Annotated in this window: 19 protein-coding genes and 1 pseudogene; 6 read left to right on the top strand and 14 right to left on the bottom strand. The window is 69.3% G+C overall.

Annotated elements, in window-relative coordinates; genetic code table 11:
* Positions 1-313 precede the first annotated feature (313 nt).
* Complete coding sequence (locus MODMU_RS17625; protein WP_083869838.1) at positions 314-934, top strand: amidohydrolase family protein; 621 nt, start codon at positions 314-316, stop codon at positions 932-934.
* 251 nt (positions 935-1,185) lie between these two features.
* Here MODMU_RS17625 and MODMU_RS17620 read toward each other — a convergent pair whose 3' ends face one another.
* Positions 1,186-1,854 (bottom strand): GAF and ANTAR domain-containing protein, encoded by a 669-nt coding sequence (locus MODMU_RS17620; protein WP_231851663.1) that lies wholly within the window; start codon positions 1,852-1,854, stop codon positions 1,186-1,188.
* Positions 1,855-1,903: 49 nt separating this feature from the next.
* A complete protein-coding gene (locus tag MODMU_RS27185) occupies positions 1,904-2,263 on the bottom strand; it encodes an ANTAR domain-containing protein (protein ID WP_014741683.1) in 360 nt (119 codons plus the stop codon).
* A gap of 337 nt (positions 2,264-2,600) precedes the next feature.
* Here MODMU_RS27185 and MODMU_RS17610 point away from each other — a divergent pair, with 337 nt between their 5' ends.
* A complete protein-coding gene (locus MODMU_RS17610; protein WP_083869836.1) occupies positions 2,601-3,998 on the top strand; it encodes a PP2C family protein-serine/threonine phosphatase in 1,398 nt (465 codons plus the stop codon).
* 53 nt (positions 3,999-4,051) lie between these two features.
* Here MODMU_RS17610 and MODMU_RS17605 read toward each other — a convergent pair whose 3' ends face one another.
* Positions 4,052-6,160, bottom strand: coding sequence for a SpoIIE family protein phosphatase (locus tag MODMU_RS17605; protein WP_231851662.1), 2,109 nt, complete (start codon positions 6,158-6,160; stop codon positions 4,052-4,054).
* A gap of 173 nt (positions 6,161-6,333) precedes the next feature.
* Here MODMU_RS17605 and MODMU_RS17600 point away from each other — a divergent pair, with 173 nt between their 5' ends.
* On the top strand, positions 6,334-6,771 hold the full coding sequence (locus MODMU_RS17600; RefSeq protein WP_014741680.1) for a MarR family winged helix-turn-helix transcriptional regulator: 438 nt from the start codon (positions 6,334-6,336) through the stop codon (positions 6,769-6,771).
* Between the two features lie 49 nt (positions 6,772-6,820).
* Here MODMU_RS17600 and MODMU_RS17595 read toward each other — a convergent pair whose 3' ends face one another.
* Entirely contained in the window at positions 6,821-7,279 is a 459-nt protein-coding gene (locus MODMU_RS17595; protein ID WP_014741679.1) for an ATP-binding protein, read from the bottom strand.
* Between the two features lie 669 nt (positions 7,280-7,948).
* Here MODMU_RS17595 and MODMU_RS17590 point away from each other — a divergent pair.
* From MODMU_RS17590 to MODMU_RS29655, 3 genes and pseudogenes are all read left to right on the top strand, one after another.
* Entirely contained in the window at positions 7,949-8,476 is a 528-nt protein-coding gene (locus tag MODMU_RS17590; RefSeq protein ID WP_041797062.1) for a SigE family RNA polymerase sigma factor, read from the top strand.
* Positions 8,473-9,486, top strand: coding sequence for a hypothetical protein (locus tag MODMU_RS17585; protein ID WP_014741676.1), 1,014 nt, complete (start codon positions 8,473-8,475; stop codon positions 9,484-9,486). The genes MODMU_RS17590 and MODMU_RS17585 overlap by 4 nt, the downstream gene beginning before the upstream one ends.
* 401 nt (positions 9,487-9,887) lie before the next feature.
* Positions 9,888-10,116: pseudogene (locus tag MODMU_RS29655) on the top strand (leucine zipper domain-containing protein); the annotation flags it as partial.
* A gap of 188 nt (positions 10,117-10,304) precedes the next feature.
* Here the strand turns inward: MODMU_RS29655 and MODMU_RS27180 are convergent.
* The 10 genes from MODMU_RS27180 to MODMU_RS17535 form a co-directional block, all read right to left on the bottom strand.
* Entirely contained in the window at positions 10,305-11,696 is a 1,392-nt protein-coding gene (locus MODMU_RS27180) for a GGDEF domain-containing protein (RefSeq protein ID WP_051144011.1), read from the bottom strand.
* A 437-nt stretch (positions 11,697-12,133) separates the two neighbouring features.
* The gene (locus MODMU_RS27810) at positions 12,134-12,412 is read right to left on the bottom strand and encodes a WhiB family transcriptional regulator (RefSeq protein WP_166503527.1); all 279 of its coding nucleotides are present in this window, start codon (positions 12,410-12,412) and stop codon (positions 12,134-12,136) included.
* Between the two features lie 89 nt (positions 12,413-12,501).
* Positions 12,502-13,296, bottom strand: coding sequence for a mechanosensitive ion channel family protein (locus MODMU_RS17575; protein WP_014741672.1), 795 nt, complete (start codon positions 13,294-13,296; stop codon positions 12,502-12,504).
* A gap of 916 nt (positions 13,297-14,212) precedes the next feature.
* Positions 14,213-15,136: a tyrosine-type recombinase/integrase gene (locus MODMU_RS17565; RefSeq protein WP_014741669.1), complete on the bottom strand. Its 924-nt coding sequence runs from the start codon at positions 15,134-15,136 to the stop codon at positions 14,213-14,215.
* A gap of 55 nt (positions 15,137-15,191) precedes the next feature.
* Positions 15,192-16,259, bottom strand: a complete 1,068-nt coding sequence (locus MODMU_RS17560; RefSeq protein ID WP_014741668.1) for a DNA polymerase domain-containing protein — start codon at positions 16,257-16,259, stop codon at positions 15,192-15,194.
* A gap of 93 nt (positions 16,260-16,352) precedes the next feature.
* Positions 16,353-17,357: a serine hydrolase domain-containing protein gene (locus MODMU_RS17555; protein WP_014741667.1), complete on the bottom strand. Its 1,005-nt coding sequence runs from the start codon at positions 17,355-17,357 to the stop codon at positions 16,353-16,355.
* A gap of 20 nt (positions 17,358-17,377) precedes the next feature.
* On the bottom strand, positions 17,378-18,952 hold the full coding sequence (locus MODMU_RS17550) for an alpha/beta hydrolase (protein WP_014741666.1): 1,575 nt from the start codon (positions 18,950-18,952) through the stop codon (positions 17,378-17,380).
* Between the two features lie 97 nt (positions 18,953-19,049).
* On the bottom strand, positions 19,050-20,123 hold the full coding sequence (locus tag MODMU_RS17545) for an ATP-dependent DNA ligase (protein WP_014741665.1): 1,074 nt from the start codon (positions 20,121-20,123) through the stop codon (positions 19,050-19,052).
* Positions 20,124-20,175: 52 nt separating this feature from the next.
* Positions 20,176-20,574: a GNAT family N-acetyltransferase gene (locus MODMU_RS17540; RefSeq protein ID WP_014741664.1), complete on the bottom strand. Its 399-nt coding sequence runs from the start codon at positions 20,572-20,574 to the stop codon at positions 20,176-20,178.
* A 52-nt stretch (positions 20,575-20,626) separates the two neighbouring features.
* Positions 20,627-22,120, bottom strand: a complete 1,494-nt coding sequence (locus tag MODMU_RS17535; protein ID WP_014741663.1) for an HNH endonuclease signature motif containing protein — start codon at positions 22,118-22,120, stop codon at positions 20,627-20,629.
* Positions 22,121-22,212: the final 92 nt, after the last annotated feature.

The following is a 22,212-nucleotide window of genomic DNA, read 5'->3' as shown; positions in this document are numbered from 1 at the left end:
GGGCCGTGCCGTCGGCACAGGCACCGTGTCTCTTCTTGACGGTGCCGACGTCCGACCCGTCCGCATGGTCCCCTACCGAGACGCTCACGTCCTAATCTGGATTGCCTCACGTTCGGTTGACCCCGTGCATCTGGCTGGGGTCCTCGCAGGAAGACCAGCACCGTGCCCGGGGAAAGGCGGCCCTGACGTGATCGCGATGGCCCCCAAGACGAAGGCGACGGAAGGAGCATCCTGAACCGCTGGTCATCCCGGCCGACGCTCGCATGTTCGGGATGGCGAGCTCAGACGGACTGTCGGCTCAGCTGTCGCGCAGCTGTTCGCGGGCAGCGGCTACGTCGACACTTACGACCGTCATGGGCTGCTCGGCCGGAGCAGCGTGCTGGCCCACAACGTGCACCCGACGGACGACGAGCTGGCCCTGCTGCGCAGCCGGGGCACCAGCATCGCGCACTGCCCGACCAGCAACGCCGCGCTGGGCAGCGGGATCTACTCCCTCGCCCGGCACGTGACCGCCGGGGTGTGGGTGGCGCTGGGCTCCGACGTCGGGGCCGGCACCGGGTTCTCGCTGCTCAAGGAGGGACTGCAGGCCTACTTCCTTCAGCAGCTGCTGGGGGAGGCTGGGTACTGCCTCACCCCAGCCCATCTGCTGCACCTCGCGACCACTGCCGGTGCCGACGCCCTCGGACTCGGCCACGAGGTGGGTGACCTGGGCGTCGGCAAGCCATTCGACGCGGTCTGGCTCCGGCCGCGGCCGGGCACCACCCTGGACATCGCGCTGCGTACAGCCGCCGGGCCTGAAGACGCCGTGGCGCGGGCCTTTGCACTGGGGACTCCCGCCGACATCGACACGGTGTGGGTGGACGGAGAGCCGTTGTCGATGGACGTGCAGAGAGTTCTGGCAGGCCACGGCGGTCATCGGCGAGGAACGATGTGACCTCGTGCCGGGACCGGCGACGTGGGTGCCGTCGAGCACCTCGCACTGCCGCCTCGACCGTGGCTAGACCGAGATGACGATGTCCTGGATCTGGCCGGGGCGACGGAACACACACGGTCACCGCGAACGGTGACGGACGACCAGAGTGACTGGGAACTCCATGGCCCGCGCTTGGTCGCTTCGTCGAGTTGTTCGCAGTGGGTCGAGCTGTCAGGTTCCCTGCCCGCCAGCTGCCTCGCGGAGAGCGCCTGTCAGCCGGTCGTCGGCGGCAGCAGTCCTGTAGTGGTGAGCTCCTCCGCGATGTCGCGCACTTTGCGGTTGGTGACCGACGAGGTGTGTACGAGGACACCGAAGGCCTGGTCGGCGGTCAGCCTGTGCCGCTCCATCAGGATGCCCTTGGCCTGCCCGATCAGATCGCGGTGGGTCATTCCGCCGCGGAGGTCGGCCTCGTGTTCGGCACCGGCCAGGGCCACGGCGGCGTGGCCGGCGAACATCAGGCCGACGTCCATCGACTCGTCGTCGAAAGCGCTCGGTCCCCGGCTGTAGAGGTTGAGCGCGCCCAGGACGTCGGCCTGCACGAACAGCTGGAAGCACAGCATGCTGCCGACACCAAGCGCCCCAGCCTCGCGGGTGAACCGCGGCCAGCGGGTCTCGGTCTCGAGGTCGTCGACGCGCACGACCGCGTTCTCCCACACCGCGTCGAGGCACGGGCCCTCTCGCAGCCTGTCCTGCAACGCGTCGGCCATCTGAGGCAGCTCGCTGGTCCACGCGCGGGGTTCGAGCTGCTGGCGGCCGACGACGTAGGTGATGCCGCACTCGTCCACGCCGGGGACGGTCGCCGCAGCCACTGCGGTGATGATCTGCAGGGTCGCCTCGACGTCGCCGTGTTCCTCCTGCAGCTGCCGGGCCACGCTGCTCATGACGTCGCCGAGGGGCGTTGGGCGACCCTCGTCCGGCTGCTCGTGCGGTTCAGCCGCCATGGGTGATGGCAATCCCGGCCGGTGCCACCTCGCATACCCGAAGGCCGTCGAGCGCCGGACGAGGCTCGACGTGTGCGGACGTCGCGAAAGCTGGTGACCGAGAGGCGGCCTGTCGCACGTCGGCTGTGAGCACCCTGGTGCGCACCAGCTGGTCGGCGATCTTCCACAACTTGACGTTGGTCCGGTTGCTGGCGTCCCGCAGTAGGTCGAAGGCTTGATCTTCTGTCACTTTGTGGCGTTCAATGAGGATGCCCATGGCCATGCCTATCGTGCGGCAGTGCTGAAGCGCCATCTGCAGGTTCTCGGCGCGGAGCAGGGCCGCAGCGAGTGTGCTGACCTGCTCCGACATGGCCTGAGCTTACGGCGTAAACCCTCCCGTCCAAGTCCTCTGGTTCATGGATGGGCTCCAGTTGCCGCGGCTCGTCGCTGAGGCGCTGGTCGGCCGTTGCTCCCGTCCACACCCACGATCGGCGGGTCGCAACGATGAAGGACGGCTGACCAGCTGTTAGGCGCGGTGAGCTCACTGGCTGCACGGACACTGGGCGCGTCGCAGTCGAAGGGTGAACGCGGCATGCCCCTCGTAGGCCGTCAGGCTCCCTGTCATGTCGTGCACAGTTGGACCGCGAACCATGTTGCTTGTCGACAATTCGGTTTACGATGTAAATACTTGGGCTAGCCCATGATTCATGGACTTGCCGGAACTCGCGCGTCTCACCTCCGAATTCGTTGATGCCGTCGATTCGCTGTACGACGCGGCCGACCGTACTGGTCAAGACTCGCCCGGTGAGGCTCGGCAGCTGAGCAGGGAAGCCGGCTCGCTGGAGTCCCGGCTGCGTCAGGTCCTTGCTGTTCAGTCCGAGATCGTTGCCCTGGTGGACCCAGAAGCTGACTCCCCGCCGAGCTCATCTACACCGATACGAGCGCTGCTTCGCGAAGTGCACCTGCTGGCGCCAGACCAGTTGGCGGCCGTGGTGTCCGCGCGGGCTCGAGAACTCGGGGCCCGAGAAGCCGTCATCTACCTGGCTGACTATGAGCAGCTCCTGCTACAGCCGTTGCGCGGTGCAGGTGTGCCAGCCCGTCAGGAACTGAGCATCGACGGATCGCTGGGTGGACGTGCGTTCCGGCGAGTAGAAGTGGTCACCGTCGCGACGAATGCCCGTGGCCAGCGCATGTGGCTGCCGCTACTTGATGGTGTCGACCGGCTGGGCGTGATGGAGCTGGTCGTCGGCGAGGCGACGCCTGCTTTTCAGAACGCGGCGCGGGCGTTGGTCGCTCTGGCGGCGGAGCTGCTCGTGGTCACCGACAACTACACCGACATCTTCTCCCGGCTGCGTCGTCGCAAGACCTTGAGCTTGGCTGCGGAGATCCAGTGGGAGCTGCTGCCGCCGTTGACCTTTGCTTCTGACCGGGTGGTCATCGCGGGAGCTCTGGAGCCGGCATACGACATCGGAGGGGACTCCTTCGACTATGCCGTCAACGGGCCGGTGGTCGACTGGATGGTCCTGGATGCCGTGGGTCACGGGTTGCCGGCCGCCTTGCTGGCTTCTGCCGCCGTGGGCACTTATCGGCATGCTCGACGCAACATGGTGGATCTGCCGGACGTCGCCTGGGCGGTGAACGAGGTCATCGCTTCTCAGTTCACCGACAGCCGGTTCGCCACCGCTGCCATCGCACGCCTGCACCTGGACACCGGCCAGCTGCGATGGGTCAACGCAGGCCATCCCGACCCGCTCATCATCCGCAACGGTGCGATGGTGTCCCCGGGCACCTGCCGACCCCATCCGCCGCTGGGCTTGCAGACGCGAAAGGCCGAGGTCTGCGAGACGCAGCTGCACGTCGGTGACCGGGTGGTGCTCTACACCGACGGCATCGTGGAGGCTCGTTCACCGGAAGGCGAGTTCTTCGGTGAAGAGCGACTCGTTGATTTCATCCACCGAGCCAACGCGTTGGGGGACGCGGCACCTGAGACGCTGCGGCGGTTGATGCGCCGCATCATGGAGCACCAGGCGGATCACCTGCAGGACGACGCCAGCGTCGTGATGCTCGAGTGGCGCACCGGTGACGAACGGCAGTTGCAGGTCTGACCCCGCCACCAGGATCCTGTCGACGCCGACCATTGAAGGTGGCGGCGACCGGATCAATCGTCGGGAGGCGCCTCGTCCGGGATGGGTCGAGGTAGCACCCGAGGCCCGGCCTCGATGGGGCGCGGCCGGTCCTGTCGGTGCAGGCGGATGGCGACGAGGGCGACGTCGTCATCCGGCCGGCCGTCCACGAGTCGCTCGATCAACTGGTCGCACAGGTCCTGCAGGGGTTCGTGCGCCAATTCGGCCAACGCCGTCTTCAGCCGGTCGAGCCCCTTGTCGAGGTCAGCATCGCGGCGCTCGATGAGGCCATCGGTGTACAGCAACACGGTGGCTCCGCGGTCCAGCGTGACCACCGACTCGGAGCGGTCGGCACCCGGAAGCACCCCGAGGAGCGGGTCGGCTCGTAGCGTCGACAATTCGAGGACGCTGGCATCCGGTTGCAGCACCAGCGGCGGCGGGTGTCCCGCGTTGGACCAGCGCAGTTGGGTGACACCCCGGAGCCGCTGATCGTGATCCTGCTCGAGGCGGGCGACCGCTGCGGTGACGAGGGTGTTGACCCGGAGCAGGTCCATGGAGCTGTCCAGACGGGTGAGCATCTCGGCAGGGCCGATGTCGTTGCTGGTGGCGATGCCCCGCAGCAGTCCGCGGACCTGGCCCATGGTCGCGGCCGCGGCGATGTCATGGCCGGCGACATCGCCGATCACCAGGACGGTCGAGCCATCGACCTGCATGAAGGCGTCGTACCAGTCGCCGCCCACGGCGGCTGCCTCGGCTGCGGGGAGGTAGCGGACGACGATCTCAGCATGGTCGGGTTCCGGGGGAGCGGTGAGAAGACTGCGCTGCAGTGCTTCGGCCACCTGTCGTTGCTGCCGGTAGAGACGAGCGTTGTCCAGCGCCAGACCGGCCCGCCCGGCGACCTCGGCGGCCGTCGTCAGATCGGCGGAGGAGATGGCTCCTCGCTCAGCCGAGTTGAACAGGGTCAGCAGACCAACAGTGCGGTCCCGGCCGCGCAGCGGCAGGACGGCGAAGGACTCAGGAGCAAGCCGGCCGATCAGAGCCTGGGCCTCGCCGGGGTGGAGTACAGCCTGGATCGCAGCGGTCGCGCCGTCGGCCCTCATGGTCCGTTGGCCGGAGGCGAACGACTGGAACAGGAAGGCGTCATCGCGCAGCGCTGGAATGCGGACGTCGACATAGGACTCGACGAGTGGGCGCAGTGCAGGGTCGTGATGCCATGAACTCACATCGCGGATGGCGGCGCGTGAGCCGGGAGGTGCTTGATCGTCGACCAAGGTGACCACGCACCAGTCGGCGAGGATCGGTATGACGAGCTGGGCCAGCCGGGCGACCGCTGGCTCGGCCTGGATCGTGCCGGTGAGCTCATCGGCGACGGCGGCGAGTAGTTCCAACCGGGCCGCGGTACGGGCTGCCCGCTCCTCTTCTCGGCGGCGAGTGGTGACGTCGAGGAAGTAGACCGACAGGCCCTCTGCGCTCGGCCAGGCCAACACCTCGTACCAGGCGTTGAGCGGCTCGGGGTAGTGCGCCTCGAAGGAGACGTTCTTCTCCGAGGTCATGGCATGCCGGTAGTAGGACTCGAAGGGGCTGTCGACCGCGGACGGAAACGCATCCCAGATCACCCGGCCGAGAAGGTCGTACCGGTTGGCTTGGAGCAGGCGTTCGGCATGGGCGTTCAGATACGTGAACTCGAAGCGGCGATTGAGGGAGAAGAAGGCGGCCGGCATGGCCTCCAGCACGCGGGCGACGCTCAGGTCGGTCTCGTGCTGGCTCGTGACGTCGAAGGCCGCGCCCAGCAAACGGCTGGCGTTGCCGTGCGGGTCACACAGAGCTCGCCCACGGGCAGAGATCCAGCGCGTCCCTCCGTTGGGCAGGCAGACCCGGTACAGGGACTCGAAGTCACCGCAGTTGTCGATCGCCAACTGCAGTGCCCTGGTCACCCGGTCGAGGTCATCAGGATGCAGTCGGGCGTTGAAGCCGTCGATGCTGCGGTCGAACGAGGACGGCTCGTAACCGAACATCTCCATCAGCCGGTCGTCCCAGACCAGCTCGCCGCTCCTGAGATCCCAGTCGAAGGCGCCGATGCCGGCGGCCTCGATGGCCAGTTCACCTCGTAGATGCTCGGCTTCATGGTCCTCGGTGAGCGCCAAGTCGACAGGCTCGTCCACTGCATCCCCTACGTGACATCTTGAGGCCTGGCCGGATCCTGGGCAGGGCGCTTGAGGGAGTGTGAAGGGTTCGGTGGGTCGTGCGCAATGCATTGTTGTGATCATCTCACCGTCAGGCTCCCTGACGTCCTGGGGGCCGTGACTAGCCTGAAGAGGTGTCGGATGGGACGTTCGGTCCGGAGCCGCCCCTGGCTCGCCTGCTGCTGCTGGCGAGCCGATGGTTCGACGCCCAGCTGCTCCAGGAGCTCGAGCACCAGGGCTGGCCGCGACTCAGTCCCGCCCAGTCGTTGGTGTTCGCATACCTGGAGGAGGACGGCGTGTCGCCGTCGGAGCTGGCCCGACGGCTCGGCAACTCGCGCCAGGCGACACACGAGTTGGTCAACGGGCTGTGCCGCGTGGGCCTCCTCGAAGTGGGAGACGATCCTGCGCGGCGTAACGGACGGCTGGTCACCCTCACGAAGCAGGGCCGTGAGTTCGCGATCGCTGGCTATCGGACGTTGATGGCGTTGGAGAAGTCGCTCGGTGCGCGGCGGGTCTCGATCTTGCGGCGACTGCTCGCGGAGTTCGACGTAGGCCCGTCAGCGCACGCGTGAGGACCCGTCGACAGCTGACCGATCGGCCGTAGTCGCGAGAGCCTGCAGGCTAAGCTTCTGAGGGCGTTGCTCGCAGACGAGCCCAGACGTGTTTTCGCGAGCCGACCACCGCCCAACCGACTTCCTCGGACAAGCGGGAGATCAACGGCAGTCCGAGGCCCCCGAGGGCGGGGTCACGATCGACTGCGGGAAGCGGCGCGTGATCGACACGATCGTCGTCGACGTCGATGAGCCACCCGTTCTCACCATCGGCCACGGTCACACGCACCGGCGGCCCACCGTGCCGAAGCCCGTTCGAAGCCAACTCCTCGAATGCGAGCAGCAGCCGGTCGATGTCGTCCTGGTCAGCGCTCGCGGGGATCGCGACGACGCCCAGCGCCTCGCGAAGCTGATTGCGCGCCGCTGTCAGCTGAGCGGGCTTGCTGATCTGCCAACGCCACGTCTGAGCCGCTCCGCTCGTGTCCGGCGGTGGCTGCAGGGGCCAGGCTTCAGGCAGGTCGCTGGTCATTGCTCCCAAAGCACACGTCAGCTGGATCGTCGAGGATGTGCAGACATCTGGTGATGGCAGGCCAGCTGATGCGCACTTGAGGCCTTTGATGGTGCGCCGGCGTGGACATGATCGCCACCGGAACTCGCGCATGGCACTAGACCTCGTCCTCAATCTCAGTCAGCACATCTCCCTTTCGACATCAGTCGTCCGCACCTCTTGCCGCATGAGGCCGTCGGCCACCGAGCCGTGCCGTCACCGCCGCCCCCGCATTGAGGCGCTGAACGAGCAGTATCCGCACTGCAGCGGGGTCATCTGTCCCCGCTGGCCACGCTCTCGTGCGTCAGTCGGGGCTCAGGCAGCACGCAGTCGCGGAGGTCGGCATGACGTCGATCGGCGTCTTACCGGAGTGAGCAGTGCATCGCCTTTGACTGCGCGCGCAAGGTCGTCGCCTCGGCCAGCATGAGACGGAAGGCATAGAGACCGGGCCACTGCACTTCGAGTGCGTCATCGATGTGTACAGCGCTGAGGAAGGGGCCTGGGGAACCGGCTCCCTGTCGACCACGGCGAGCTGGCGACGTGACGGCCGAGTGCGGCGTGTTTCGTTACCTGTTCGTGACTCAGTCCGTGTCGGGTTTTCAGCGCGCTCACCGCGTCTCCTGGGTGTGGGCACACAGAGACGGGAGCGGGATGAGCGCGCGGGACGATGAGTTCACCGCCTTCGTGGTGGCGCACGAACGGCAACTGCTACGCACCGCATATCTCTTGACCGGTGACCACGGCCACGCCGAGGACCTGGTGCAGACGGCGCTGGTGAAGGCGCACCGACACTGGTCCCGGGTGGCCAAGGCCGAGTCGCCGCTGGCGTACGTGCGCCGGGTGGTGGTCACCTCGCACATCAGCTGGCGGCGTCGGCTGATGACAGGGGAGCAGGTCATCGACACCATCCCGGATCGAGCAGGTGCCGACCCTCAACAGGCTCACGCGGTCAGCGACGAGCTGCGCGCGGCTCTACGACTTCTTCCGCCGCGGATGCGTGCCGTCCTAGTCCTGCGCTTCTACGAAGACCTCACCGAGGCCGAGACCGCGCGCGTGCTGAGCTGCTCGACCAGCACGGTCAGCACCCAGGCTGCTCGCGGGCTCGCCGCCTTGCGGACACAGCTCCGGCCCGCAGCTGCACGACCCCAGACACCGCTCTCGTCCCGGAGGCCGACATGAACGACCTTGACAGCGACATCCGCGCCGCCTTCGCTCGCCTCGCCGATCAGGTGGGTCACGGGCGAGGAACCGCGACGGCCGAGCAGGCAATTGCCGAGGTGCGCCGAGAACGTCGGGCTCGTGCCAGTTGGGCGGCGGTTGTCGTAGCCGTCGCCCTGATCGGGGTGGGAGTCGCCTCACTGGTCCCCGGTGACCGGACCGATGGATCTGTAGCGGCCCCGACAACGCGAGCCAACGGTCTCTACGACGTACCGGTCCGGGGCTCCCTCGCCGACGACGCACAGTTCGTGGCCGGTGTCCGGGACCTGCAGTGGAGTGGCCCGCTCGGCGCCGGCGGTGCCGAGCTCTCGTCTCCCGTTGCATCAAGGCACGTCGTGTTCGCCGGCGAGGTGCCCGGAGAGCGGTGGGCTGTGGTCATGGCAGAGGTGGACGGCCGACAGGCGTGGGCCTGGTTCATCGGTGAGGCCGACGCCGCACCCGACGAACTCGCCCTTGCTGCAGATCCGGCGCCCGGGGGTGCCAGCCAACCGATCACGTTGATCGACTCACGCCAACTCGCCGGTACCTTGCTCGTCCTGAGCCTGCCGGGTGACCGAGCCGAGTACTCGCCGAGCCTCGACCGCGACGTCACCGGCGCCCTCGTCCGCACCTTCACCGCACTTCCGGCCGTGGACGGCGTACTGATGGGCACCGTGCAGACCCCCCTCACCGCGGATGCCGGCGAGCTGCACGTCCTACGTGGTGGAAAGACGGTTGCCAAGCCGACCCCGACCACACCCGGTCGACTGCTGGCCGACCGGGCCGCACCCCGAACTCCTACGGGGGACCCGGCTCAGTTCGGCGAGCGCATGAAGACCTGTTTGGAGCCACTCGGCTTCACCGTTCAGCTGTTCGGTCCCGATGCCTACGAGGTGGTCGACGGCCCCTTCGGACCCGAGCCGCTCAGCAGCGCCGAGCAGGCGCAGGTGCAAGCCTTTGAGCAGCAGTGCATGCAACAGCTCGGCTACTGATGCCTGACGCTTCTCCGAAGCTGCCCGAACCGGCGTCTGTCATCGCGGCCCGCCAGCTCGCGGAGGAGGCACGGGCGAGACTCACCCCGCCCCGGGGTGGACGACGCCGTCCCGAACAGCATTGCCGCGAGGCCGGCTCAACGTCGACGACAAATCCAGCTTCTTCCGAGAAGCGGCTGAGCGGGGGTGTCCTGATCGCGGTCGTGCCGAACGAGGAGGACGTACTTGCTCAGGAAGCGGGACCGGCATGTCGTCAGGCGTTGCAGAGGTCCCGTTGGGAAGGCGAGGGAGCGCCAGCTGCACTGACGACGGACACTGGTGACGCTGGCAGGTGACAGGAGGAAGACCTCCGAGTGAGACATGGAGCTGTTCAGGAAACGGCTACTCATCCTGGAGGCCTCGTGTCCCACGCTCAGGCCACCTTGATCCCTCCTGGTCGACTTCTGCTTGCCCGCTGCGTCGTCGAGGCAGTCTGGGCTCGGCGCCGACGGCCGAGCGGTTGCAGATCTCGGCATCAACGCCGGGGGCTGGGCCGATGGCTACCTTGAACAGGGCGAGGCTGGAATGCACGACCGCCCGAGCCGGCCCCGCTCACCGCGCCGCACGTGGGACTGCCTGGACCGGCGGATCACCGAGGGCATTTCTCCCGAGTTCGGCGGCTGCCGACGAGTGGGCCTACGCCGCCGCCTACGACGGCGACGCCGAGCGCGCCGGGGCCTACGGTCCCTGACTGCACCGTCACAACCATCACCGCGGCCACACCGGACTTGGCGGTCGGCCGCCTGCCAGTGGCGTCATAACCGCTCAGGTGAGCACAGCTAGCGGAGCTGAGACAACAGCGGGTCCGGCGCATGCGCCCGATCGAGGGCAGTGGAGAACAGCGGAACATTCGACAGATCGAAGGTGTGGACTCGGTTCTTCCCCTTGCCCTTGGCTTCGTACATCGCGAGATCCGCCCGATGAACCAGATCCTGGTCGGTGATGCCAGGCGTCGAACAAGCGACGCCGATGCTGACACCGATGTGGACGCCCCGTCCGCAGAGCGTGACGGGCGTGGAGACCTGTGCGATGAGGCGCTCCGCGATTGCGCGAGCGAAAGCCGCATTGCTCTCGGTCAGCAGCACGGCGAACTCGTCACCGCCCAAGCGGGCACACACGTCAGTCGGGCGCGTTGCCGCGCGCAGGCGATCGGCCACATGACGCAGAAGCTCGTCACCCACGGCATGCCCGAACTTGTCGTTCACCGCCTTGAAGTCATCCAGGTCGAGGAGCAACAGCGTCGCTGCGCTCGTGCCCCGATCCAGATGGGATGCCAGGGCGGACGAGAACGCCGCACGGTTGGCCAGGCCGGTGAGACTGTCGGTGCGTGCCTGCGTCCACAGCGCCTCATGCGCGTCGCTCGCCTGCAATGCCAGAGCCAGCTGGTTCAGCAACGACTGCACGGCGACCACTCCGTCGGTCGGGACCCGTCCCGGACAACCGAGGAGCACGAAATCCCCCGCTTGTCTCGGCATGCCGATCGCCACCCAGTGCCCGGCGAGGCCGACCGCCTGGCTCAGCGGCCCGACATCGTTCAACGGCTGGACGGCCCCGGGCGCGACGGCCGTGGGCAGCAGTCCGCTCGGCAAGGCGGTCGGCGGGTGGCGCAGATCGCCGGCAGAGCCGAGCACCATCACGTCCTGAGTCGACTGCCGAACGACGATCGCGCGCAGGCCTGGAGTTGACCGGCAGATCTGCTCGATGGCGACCCACGCGTGCTTGATGATGTCGCTGCGCTCGGTGACGTCCATCAGTCGGTTGCCGAACCGCAGCAAGGCCGCGTCGCGCTCCTGTGACTGCTCATGGCTGAAGAGGATCACGGCCAGGTAGCGGGCAACGGTGATGGTCAGGAACAGCACTGGCAGTGCACCCAGCGCACCTGCCCTGACGAAGGTCCCGGCATGCCCCGGGAAGTGTTCCCACAGGGGCACGGCCGCGCCGATGGCGAGCACAATCCCCAGGCCGTACACCACAGCCTGCCGCGAGGAGCCGAAGAGCATCCGCAGCCAGGACGCCGAGAAGGCGAAACCGAAGGCAATAGCGGGATCGGGGCAGGCGACGGCGAACGCTGCTGTCGCGAGCATCTCGACAGCGTCCAAGGCAAGCGGCGCAGCCTCCGTTCGGTAGCGCCACAGCCAGGAGGCCGCCAAGACGACGGTCGCCGTCAACACGAGGGTCAGTGATGAACCGCGAGCTCCGGACACCGCCTGCCCGACCGCAGTCAACGCCAGAGCGAGAAGGGCGCACCCGAGGAGGACCTGACGGGCCTGGGCGACGAGACCCGGGGGACGACGCACCCATTGAGGTACGCCGGGGCATCGCCTCGCCATGCCTGTCTCCTCAACGCTCGATGAACGGGCGGGGCTGGCGCCCCATCCACTCAGCTGTCGGCCCAACGGCAGCGCGGCTGGAGCGCGGCGTGCCCATCTGTTCCTGCCACTACCCACTTGGGGGCACGCGGGCCTTAAGATCGATGAGCCGTTCCCAGAACGAACGTCGCTCAGTCTGGCCATGCCGGAGCTGGATGAGACCGCCGTCCTCGGTCGACGGGATCGTTCAGGCCTCGAGCCTCCGCCCGGCCTCCTGCCGGCACATGCGGTCGGAGGCGTCATCCCCCGGAGCTCAGGTGTCTTTGGAGGGCTCGGCGCTCCCGTTCGGACAGTCCACCCCAGACTCCGTATCGCTCGTCGTCCGCGAGGGCCTGGTCAAGACATCGGCCCATGACCGGGCACGCGGCGCACACGTCCTTCGCCGTGCGAGTCGACTCACCTCTGGCCGGGAAGAACACCTCCGGGTCGATCTGCGCGCACAGTGCTCGGTCTTGCCACAAGAGGACTGAGGTGCGCTGACGTGCGCTCTCATCGGTGTGTCGGCGTGGGCGAGTCACGATCTCCCCTGCAGGTCGCCACTGCGGACAACGGTCGGTGGCAGCCGACCGAGCCAGCGGACGCCCATGTCGTCCGCCGGCCCGTTACGTCAGCCGGAGTGCCGGCGAGCTTCGCTGCGGACAGCCGCGACCGGGTCGGTGCCCGACGCGACCTGCTTCGCCCGCGGCGCCTCGCTCTCGACCTTGGCCAACGTGGTCTCCCAACGCTGGCGCATGGGGGCGATCCCGCCGCCACCGACGGCCACGATGACGACCCCGACCAATGCGGCGAGCGAGGCGTACAGCACTGCGTTGACCACGTTCTGCGCGATCTGCAGCTGGTTCAGCGCAGCGATGATGCCGAGCGCGATGATGACGATGGAGGCGCCGTTGGCCAGCACCTTGCCGTAAGAGAGCCCGCCAAGCGTGCCCTCGAGCAACAGCTTGACACCAGCAGCTATCGCAGAGGCGATCACGAGGATCAGAATGGCCACGAAGACCTTCGGGAGGTAGCCGATGACCGCGGTCAGGTAGGTACTGATCGGGTTGGGGCCGAACACACCGAAGGCAGTCGACAAGACGAAGAGCATGACCGCGTAGAAGACCAGTTTCGCCAGGATGTCCGAAGCGTCGTACTGGCTCCTCTCCAGTGCCTTCTTGACTCCGCCGCGCTCTACAGCGTGATCAAAACCCACTCGCTCGAGGACCTTGTTGACGACCTTCTGCAGGACCTTGGCGATGAGATAGCCGACGATCAGGATGACCAGAAAGGCGACCAGCTTCGGCAAGAACTGGATGACTGTGTCGAGTACGTCTCGAAATGACTGGCTGATGCTCTTCAGGGGAGCTCCTCGAACGGGCCGCGCGATATGCGGCGTGCGGTTGTGCGCCAAATGCCGGCGCATGCAGCCCAAGCGCAGGCGCTCCAGAACCGCGGCGGTCGGAGAGCCCGTGCAGTGCTCGGCCTCCCTACCTCGTCCGTTTACGATGTAAACGCAGGTGGACGGCCGAGCGTCCGGGCGTTGCGAGCTGTCACCGACCGTGGCGTCTTGATCACCCGAAAGCCACCCAGCGCTGCACCGATGGGCGCGACCTCTCATCAGAGGTGATCGCCGCCGATGAGTTGTCGACTCGTCAACGGCACTCCTGATGCTCGCTCCGGTGCGTACGTGTCTGGACGGCCCAGTCGTTCCGCAGTTCTGCGATCACCGACCTTCCTTGCTCTAGTACGACGACGCCGAGCCGGACATCGGCGTCCATATCCGCATTGGCGCCGTCAGGCTGAGCCGGAAGCCTCCGCGCGCCGCAAGAGCCGGACCCTGTCCACGTCGTTGAGATCCCGTGCGGTCAATCACGGCAGGCACTTCGAATGGCAGAGCTGACCGATCAGCCGACGAGTCCGCTGTCGTCCAGTCCGGTCGCCTCATCGTCGACCGCGCACAGACGCTGTCCTGTCAGTGCGGGTGGGTCCCTGACGCCTGTCGGGCTGACACAGCCGCCATCCTGGTGGCCACCTGAGCGGCGGAGGACGTATGTCCCGAAAGACTCGAGGTTCCTCACGGATCAGGACGTGCAGCGACCGCGCGGTGATCGCACGCATAGCCTCCGCGGAGCGCTGGGCACGGACCGGCGACCGGAGTGCGGCCACCCGACCGGCGCGGCAGGGGCTCCGGGCGAGGTTCGAGCGGGAGGCCGATCCGGACGGCGTCCTGGACGAGGCAGAGCGGGCCCGGCGTGCTGACGCACTGATGACCGCTCACATGCTGAGGTTGGCCAGAGCATCGGCGAGGGCGCGCCGTGGTGGGGCGGCCTGATCGCTGCCTACAGGCGGTCGCCGAGACTCAGACGACGATGCGCCTCGTGCGCCCGTTCGACCGCGGTCGAGGCGGCATATCGGGAGAGCATGTCGTCGCTGCGCCAACCGGCCAGCATCATGAGGTCGCGCTCCTGGCCGCCGCCGGCGAGCCAGCGGTGGGCGAAGGTGTGCCTGAACCGGTGCGGGTGCACGCCCTCGATGCCAGCTTGAGCGCTGCGGACGTTGAGCACCTCGCGGGCGCCGTCGGGGGTCATGGGGCCGCGCAGGCCCAGCAATAGCCGCGGTGAGCTGGCATAGGGGTGCAGGGCTCGGACCCGCAGGTAGCGGTCGATGGCCTGGCCGGTCTTGGCGCCGAACGGCACGACGCGAGGTCGCGACCCCTTCCCGGTGACGTAGGCGAGCTCCCGTTCGAGATCGACGTCGTCCAGTGTCAGTCCGCAGAGTTCGGACACGCGGATGCCCGTGTCCAGCAGGAGCCGCAGGATGGCTTCGTCGCGGCGCCCGAAGAAGATCGGTCGTGAGAAGACGCCGGGGCGGCCGCGGCCGACCGTGCAGGTCTTGAGCAGTGCGGCGATCTCCACGTCCGTCAGGACGGGCACCGGCTTGTCCGGTGCCGTGGCGATCTCGATGCCGTCGGTCGGCGCCTTGTCCACTTCTCCCTCGGACACCAGCCAGCGGCAGAACCGGCGCATCCCGCGCATCCGCGTGGCCACGGTGGACGCTTCACATGTGTCGGCCAGCTCGGCCAGCCAGGCGCTGATCGCATGCCGGCTCAACTCGTCCAAGGTCGCCGGCCGGTCATGGGCAACCAGCCACTGACTGAAGTAGCGGACGCTCTGGCTGTACAGCTCGATCGTCCGAGGTGCCTTGCTGGCCGCTCGCAGGTGCCGACGAAATGACGCAAGGAGGTCGTCCAGCCGGATCGCCATGGAGGCAGGTTATCCGGCGAGTGAGCGATGTGCTAGACCTGCCGCATTGGCCAACTCAGTCATCCGTGCTGGTAGGACGCTTGGCGCGGCTGGGCTGCACCCGCATTGGTTCGCCGGGCATCTTCGGGTAGTCCGGGGGATAGGGCATCTCGCCCAGCCCCAGGTCGCGCTCCTGCTTGTCGGCCAGCTCGATGAGCGGCTCGATGCCGAACGCGTGGTCGGCCAGCCCGGCGTGCTTGTCACCGACGGCGGCGAACCGGGCCGGCATGGTGAGGACGTCGAAGTCGAACGGCGAGACGTCACCCAGCTCGTCCCAGTCCAGCGGGGCGCTCACCGGCGCGTGCGACTTCGCCCGGATCGAGTAGGCCGACGCGATCGTCCGGTCTCTGGCCATCTGGTTGTAGTCGATGAAGATCTTCTCGCCGCGCTCCTCCTTCCACCAGTTCATCGTCACGCGGTCGGGGATGCGCCGCTCCAGCTCGCGGCCGAAGGCGATCACCGCCCGGCGCACCTCGGGGAAGGTCCACCGCGGCTGGATCGGCACGTACACGTGCACCCCGCGGCCGCCGGAGGTCTTCGGCCAGCCCTCCATGCCGAACTCGTGCAGCAGCTCGCGCACGTGCGGGGCCACCCACACGGCGTCGGAGAAGTCGGTGCCCGGCTGCGGGTCGAGGTCGATGCGGATCTGGTCGGGGGACTCCACGTCGGTCTTCGACACCGGCCACGGGTGGAAGGTCAGCGTGCCCAGGTTGGCGCACCAGGCGACGACGGCGACCGAGTCCGGCGCGATCTCGTCGGCGGTCCGCCCGCTGGGGAAGGTGATGTGCGCGGTCGGCACCCACTCGGGCGCGTTCTTGGGCACCCGCTTCTGGTAGAACGCGTCGCCGGTGTTGTCCATCCGGGTGGAGAGCCGCGCGCCCTCGAACACGCCCCCGGGCCAGCGCTCCAGCGTCGTCGGCCGGTCGCGCAGCGCGAACAGGATGCCCTCGCCGACCGAGACGAAGTAGTTGACGACGTCGATCTTCCGGATGCCCTTGTCACCGAAGTACGGCTTCTCCGGGCTGCTGACCCGCACCTCGTGCCCGGCGACGTCCAGGACGACGGCGTCCTTGCTGCTGGCCATGCCGCTCCGATCTCCGGGGACCGCCCACGACGACCGTGTCGATCACGTCGGCAGTCTGCCCGCTGCCCGGCCGGCTGGGCAGCACCTCCACCCTCAGGGGGTGAGCAGCTCCTGCAGCAGGCGGGCCACCGGCCAGGCGCCGTCCGTGGTGTTGGCCAGCACGGTGTGGGTCACGCCCGCGGCCCGGTCGTGGACGGTCCGGAACGACACCCCGGCGTCGGCTCCGATCAGGACGACGGCGTCGCTCGTCGGGTGCAGCCAGAAGCCCAGCCCGTACCGCAACGACTCGGCGGGGACGTCGCTGCGCGGCCGGAGCATGTCCGCCACCCGCTCCGCCGGCACGATCCGCCCCGCGTCCAGGGCCGACCACAGCGCGTGGACGTCGGCCGCCGTCGTGTAGACCCCGCCGTCCCCGCTGCCGCGGACCGGCAGGTGCAGGACGTTGGTCCGCAGCCCCTCGGCGTCGAGGTAGCCCAGCGCGGTGCGTGCCGCCGGCTCGTCGGAGCGCAGGAACTCGGTGTCGCCCATGCCGGCGGGTTCGCAGACCCGTGACCGCACCAGCTCGGCGAACGGCGCACCGCCCACCCGCTCGGCGATCAGCGCGAGGACGACGAACCCGCTGTTGTTGTACGCGAAGCGCTCACCCGGCGGGAACGCCTGCGGGTGCCCGTCCAGGACGGCGAGGTAGTCCTCGGTCGCCGCCAGCCGGTGCACGGGAACGGGCAGCAGGTAGGCGGTCGCCGAGTCGATGGTCTCCTCGTCGACGTAGTCGCCGATCCCGGAGCGGTGGGCGAGCAGCTGCTCGACGGTCACCCGGTCGTCGACCAGGGGGAGGTCGGCACCGAGGACCGAGCGGGCCGTGGTGGCGAGGTCGAGGCGTCCCTCCTCGAGGAGGGACGCGACGGTCAGCGCGGTGAGCCCCTTCGTGCCGCTGGCGACGGCGAACCGGGTGTCGACCGTGTTGGGCAGCTCCAGGCCGCGGTGGGCCAGGCCGTACGACCGGGCGAGCTCGACCCGCCCGCCGCGGTCGACCCGGACCACCCCGCTGAACCCGGTCGCCGCCGCGAGCCGGTCGAGAGAGTCCTCGAGGTCCGCCATCAGCCGACCCTAGGGCGCGATCAGGCCGGGCAGGTGAGTCCGTCCTGCGGGACGACGAGGTCGATCAGGTAGGCGTCGACGGCCGCCGTCACGCACTCGGTCTTCGGGTAGGCGGTGTGCCCGGCGCCCTGCCAGGTGAGCAGCACCCCGCTGGTCAGGTCCGCGGCCATGTCCGCGGCGCCGACCACGGGGGTCACCGGGTCGCCCTGGGTGCCGATCACCAGGATCGGCGCGCTGCCCGCGGCGTCCCGGTCCGGCAGCGGGGTGCGCGGGGCGTCCCAGGCCGAGCAGGTGTACAGGCCCAGCGCCGCGTCCGCCCCGAACAGCGGGTACCGGGTGCCCCAGTCGGTGACCAGCGCGCTGACCTGCTGCTGGGTGAACTCCTCGTCGGTGTCCGCGCAGGTGATCGCCACGTTGGCGTCGACGACGTTGGTGTAGCTGCCGTCGTCGTTCCGGCCGGTGTAGGAGTCGGCGAGGGTGAGCAGGCCGGCGGCGTCGCCGTTGCGGGCGGCGGCCAGCGACTGGGTCAGCTGGGGCCACGCGCTGGGCTGGTACAGCGCCGACCGGACGGCCTCCAGGACCAGGCCGGGGGTGGCCTGCCGGATCTCACCGGGGCGGCTGCTGGGGACCGGGGCGGCCGCGGTCTGGGTGAGCAGGTCGGTGACGAACAGCCGCGGGTCGAAGCCGAGCGGGCAGCCGCTGACCAGGGTGAGGCAGTTGGCGGCGAAGGCGTCGAACGCGGCCTCGAACGCCTGCGCCTGCGCCTCGGCGGACTGCTGCAGCCCCGCGTCGGGGTCGACGGCGCCGTCGAGCACCATCGCCCGCACCCGGTCGGGGAACAGCTCGGCGTAGGTCGAGCCGAGCGTCGTCCCGTACGAGTAGCCCAGGAAGGTCAGCTGCTCGTCGCCGAGGGACTGGCGGACCAGGTCCATGTCCCGGGCGGTGTCCACGGTGTCGAAGGCGCCCAGCGCGTCCTTGTACTTGGTGGCGCAGGCGTCGGCGACGGCGTCCACCCGGCCGAACGCGGTGGCCAGCGACGCGGCGTCGGTCGCGCGGGGGTCGGCGGCGAACAGCTCGTCCTTCTGCTGGTCGCTGATGCACTCGACCGCCGGGTCGGAGAGCCCCACGCCGCGGGGGTCGACACCGACGACGTCGAACCGGCCGAGGACGTCGGTCGGCAGCGTCAGCGCCGACTGGATCGCCGCGTCCGTCGCCGACTGGCCGGGGCCGCCGGGGTTGACGACCAGCGAGCCGATCCGGTTCGCCTGGCCGGCCAGCGTGGCCTTGACCAGGAACAGCTGCAGGGTGCCGCCGGTGGGGTCGGCGTAGCTCACCGGGACCGTCGTCGTGCCGCACTGGAACGCCAGGTCGCGGTCGGCTCCGGGACGCCCGGCGATGATCGGGTCGATCTGGCTGCTGCAGTCCTGCCACTCGATCGGCTTGGCCGCAGCGGCCTCCGCGGAGCTCTTGGCGGCCGCGGACGAGCTGGCGGCGGCCGTCGCCGCGTCGTCGTCGGACGACGTGCAGCCCGCCGTCGCGAGGGCGAGGGCGAGGAGGGCTCCTCCGGTGGCGGCCAGTCGGCGGTGCACGTTCATGATCAACCAGAGTAGGAGCCCGGGCGGGATGCGGCAGCGCGCGGGCCCGTGAGGAACCGCTCAGCGGGTGCCGGGAACTCCGCTGCCACCCGGACCGTCAGCCGCCCAGCACCTCGGCGAGGTCGTACTTCACCGGCACCTCGAGCTGGTCGTAGGTGCACGACCGGGCCTCCCGGTCGGGCCGCCAGCGCTGGAACTGCCCGGTGTGCCGCAACCGGCTGCCCTCGAGCTGGTCGTACCGGATCTCCACGACGAGCTCGGGGCGCAGCGGCACCCAGGACAGGTCCTTGCCGGCGTTCCAGCGGCTGGTGGCGCCGGGCATCCGGTGCTCGCCGTCGGCGTCGGTCTGCGCGTTGGCCCAGTCCTGCCACGGGTGCCCGTCGAGCGCCTCGGCCCGGTAGGGGGTGAGCTCGTCGACCAGCTCGGCCCGGCGCTTCATCGGGAAGGAGGCGGCGACGCCGATGTGCTGCAGGCTCCCGGCGTCGTCGTAGAGCCCGAGCAGCAGCGAGCCGACGACCGGTCCGCTCTTGTGCCAGCGGAACCCGGCGACGACGCAGTCCGCCGTCCGCACGTGCTTGACCTTGGTCATCAGCCGCTGGTCGGGGGCGTAGACCTGGTCGCCGCGCTTGGCGATGACGCCGTCGAGCCCGGCGCCCTCGAACTCGGCGAACCAGCGCTGCCCGACCTCGGCGTCCTGGGTGACGGTGCTGACGTACACCGGGGCCTTCGCGCCGGCCAGCGCCTCGCGCAGCCGGGCCTGCCGCTCGGCGTAGGGGGTCTCCAGCAGCGACTCGTCGCCGATGGCCAGCAGGTCGAAGGCGACGAAGGACGCCGGGGTCTCGGTGGCCAGCTTGGTCACCCGCGAGGCGGCCGGGTGGATGCGCTGCAGCAGCGACTCGAAGTCCAGCCGGTCACCCCGGGGGACGACAATTTCCCCGTCGACGACGCACCGCTCCGGCAGCTGGGCCTTGACCGCCTCGGCGACGTCGGGGAAGTAGCGGGTCAGCGGGCGCTCGTTGCGGCTGCCCAGCTCGACCTCGTCGCCGTCCCGGAAGACGATGCAGCGGAAGCCGTCCCACTTCGGCTCGTAGAACCAGCCCTCCCCGGTGGGCAGCGCCGCCGCGGGCTTGGCGAGCATCGGCTTGACCGGGGGCATCACGGGCAGGTCCATGCCGGTCAGTCAAGCAGTCCGGCCCGGTGGTGTGCGGGAACGCCGCAGCGGGTCACAGCGCCATCAGCCCAGCTCGGGTGGGGAGGAAGCCGCAGGCGTCGAGGTAGAAGGGCGCCAGCTCGTCGGCGAAGTCCACGTGCAGCCACTCGCACCCGGCGGCGCGGGCGCCGTCGCGGGCCGCCTCGACCAGCCGGCGCCCGACGCCCGCGTGCCGGCTGGCGGCGGCGACCATCAGGTCCTGCAACCAGGCGTGCACCTCGCCGTCCCACACCACGTTGACGAAGCCGGCGAGGACGTCGGCGTCCCGGGCGGTGACCCAGCCGAGACTGTGCGCGGCCACCTGGTCGCGCCAGTTCCACTCGTCGTCGCTGAACACGCGGGTGCCGAAGGCCTCCGCGTGCAGCTGGTTGGCCTCGCTGCTGGTGAACGGCCCACGCCACCGGATCTCCACGCCGCGCAGGGTAGGGAGACCGGGACGTGGGCGGCCAACGAGTTCCGCCGGACTAGAAGGGTGGCGGGTCGTCGTCCGGCGGCGGCTCGGGTTCTGGCGCTGGTGGTGGTCGCATGCCCGGTGGCCGGGTCGTCCGGGTGACGCCGGAGGGTGTGGTGACCTGCAGGACCCCGTCAGGGGTCATGGTGAACCGCCAGCCGGGGGCGAAGGTCTTGAGGCGGTGGTGGGAGCGGCACAGGCAGCAGAGGTTGGCGCAGTCCGTGGCGCCGCCGCACGCGGCGGGGACGACGTGGTCGAGGTCGGCCCAGCCGACGCGTTGCCCGCAGTTGGGGAACCGGCAGCGCCGGTCGCGGGTGGTGCTGAAGGCCCGCTGGCGGTCTGTGGGTTCGTAGGCTGCTGTCTCGGGCGGCGGGCCGGCGATCGGGCAGCTGCACTCCCTGTCGGGATGGGCGAGGCAGCCGCGGCGGGCCAGCCGGTCGAGGTCGGTCGGCGTCAGCGTGGCCAGCAGCTGGCCGTCCGGGCCGGTGATCGCGAAGGTCAGCGTCCCGCCCTCAGGCGGCGTGAGGCCGAGTGCGCTGACCCGGGCGAGCAGCTCGCGGACGTGGGCGGCGGTGATCGGCAGCCCGTTCACCTCACCCGGCCGGCTGCTGATGCCGGCCAGCCCGTCGAGGTCGGCGGTGACGGTCAGGTTCGCCGTCACCGGCGGGAGCCCGTGGTCTCCCGGGCGGCGGATCAGCAGGGACAGCACGTGTGCGCGCAGCGCTCCGATTCGCCGCGGGTCACCGTCGGCTTTGAGCATCTTCGCCAGCTGGTCGACGATGTCGTAGCACTCGACCGCCTCGTCGGTGGGCAGGTCCGCGGCCAGCGTCGACCGGCCGTCGGTGGCGTTGGGGTAGACGTGGACGTCGGCGGCCTTCTCGGCCTCCTCGCGGCGCACGTCGGCCGCTTCGGCGTCCAGTTGGACCATCAGCTCGGTGGCCCGGTCCTTCAGCCGGTAGACCGACAGATCCGAGGCCTCGGAGAGCAGCGCGTCTTCGACCTGCCCGGCCACGGCGGCGGTGGTGTGGATGAGCACCTCGGCCAGGGTCTGCGCGCGGCGCTCGTCCAGATCCCCGGCCCGCAGCGCGGCGAAGGTGCCGGGCAGCTTCTTCTGCCAGGTCAGGGCGTGGTCGAGCTTCTTCGCTGCGGTGGTGCGGCCGAGGTTGAGCACGGTGGCCAGCTCGGCGGTGAAGAACTCGCTGATCCCGTCCCCACGGCTGTTGCCGGACCAGTCGCCCTTCCGGGCGCCCGGGGTGCCCGGCTGCGGGTCCGCGTCGGCGGGGCGGGCACCGGCCATGGTCAGGATCAGCTCCGCCTCTTCGGCGGTGTCCTGGGCCCGCTGACGGTGGATGGCCTGCAACCGGGCGGCCGCCTGCTCCGGTGACGACGACCTCGCCATGGCGACCGGGTCGGGCTGGGCATGCCCGTCACCGATCCAGACCACGTCGATCCGCGACCGCCACGACCCGGGCATCTGCGGCCCCGGTGCCGTCGCCGTCGTCTCCACGCGTCGAACATACGTACGGGGTACGACAGTTTCGGCCCGTCCTGGCACCGATCCTGCGATGAGTTCCGGCGGCACTGCGGGTCCTCCCTGCA

This window comes from Modestobacter italicus (assembly GCF_000306785.1).
Classification (GTDB): Bacteria; Actinomycetota; Actinomycetes; order Mycobacteriales; family Geodermatophilaceae; genus Modestobacter; species Modestobacter italicus.
Note: the sequence above shows the minus strand (reverse complement) of the source record. Positions and strands in the feature narration are given on the sequence as shown.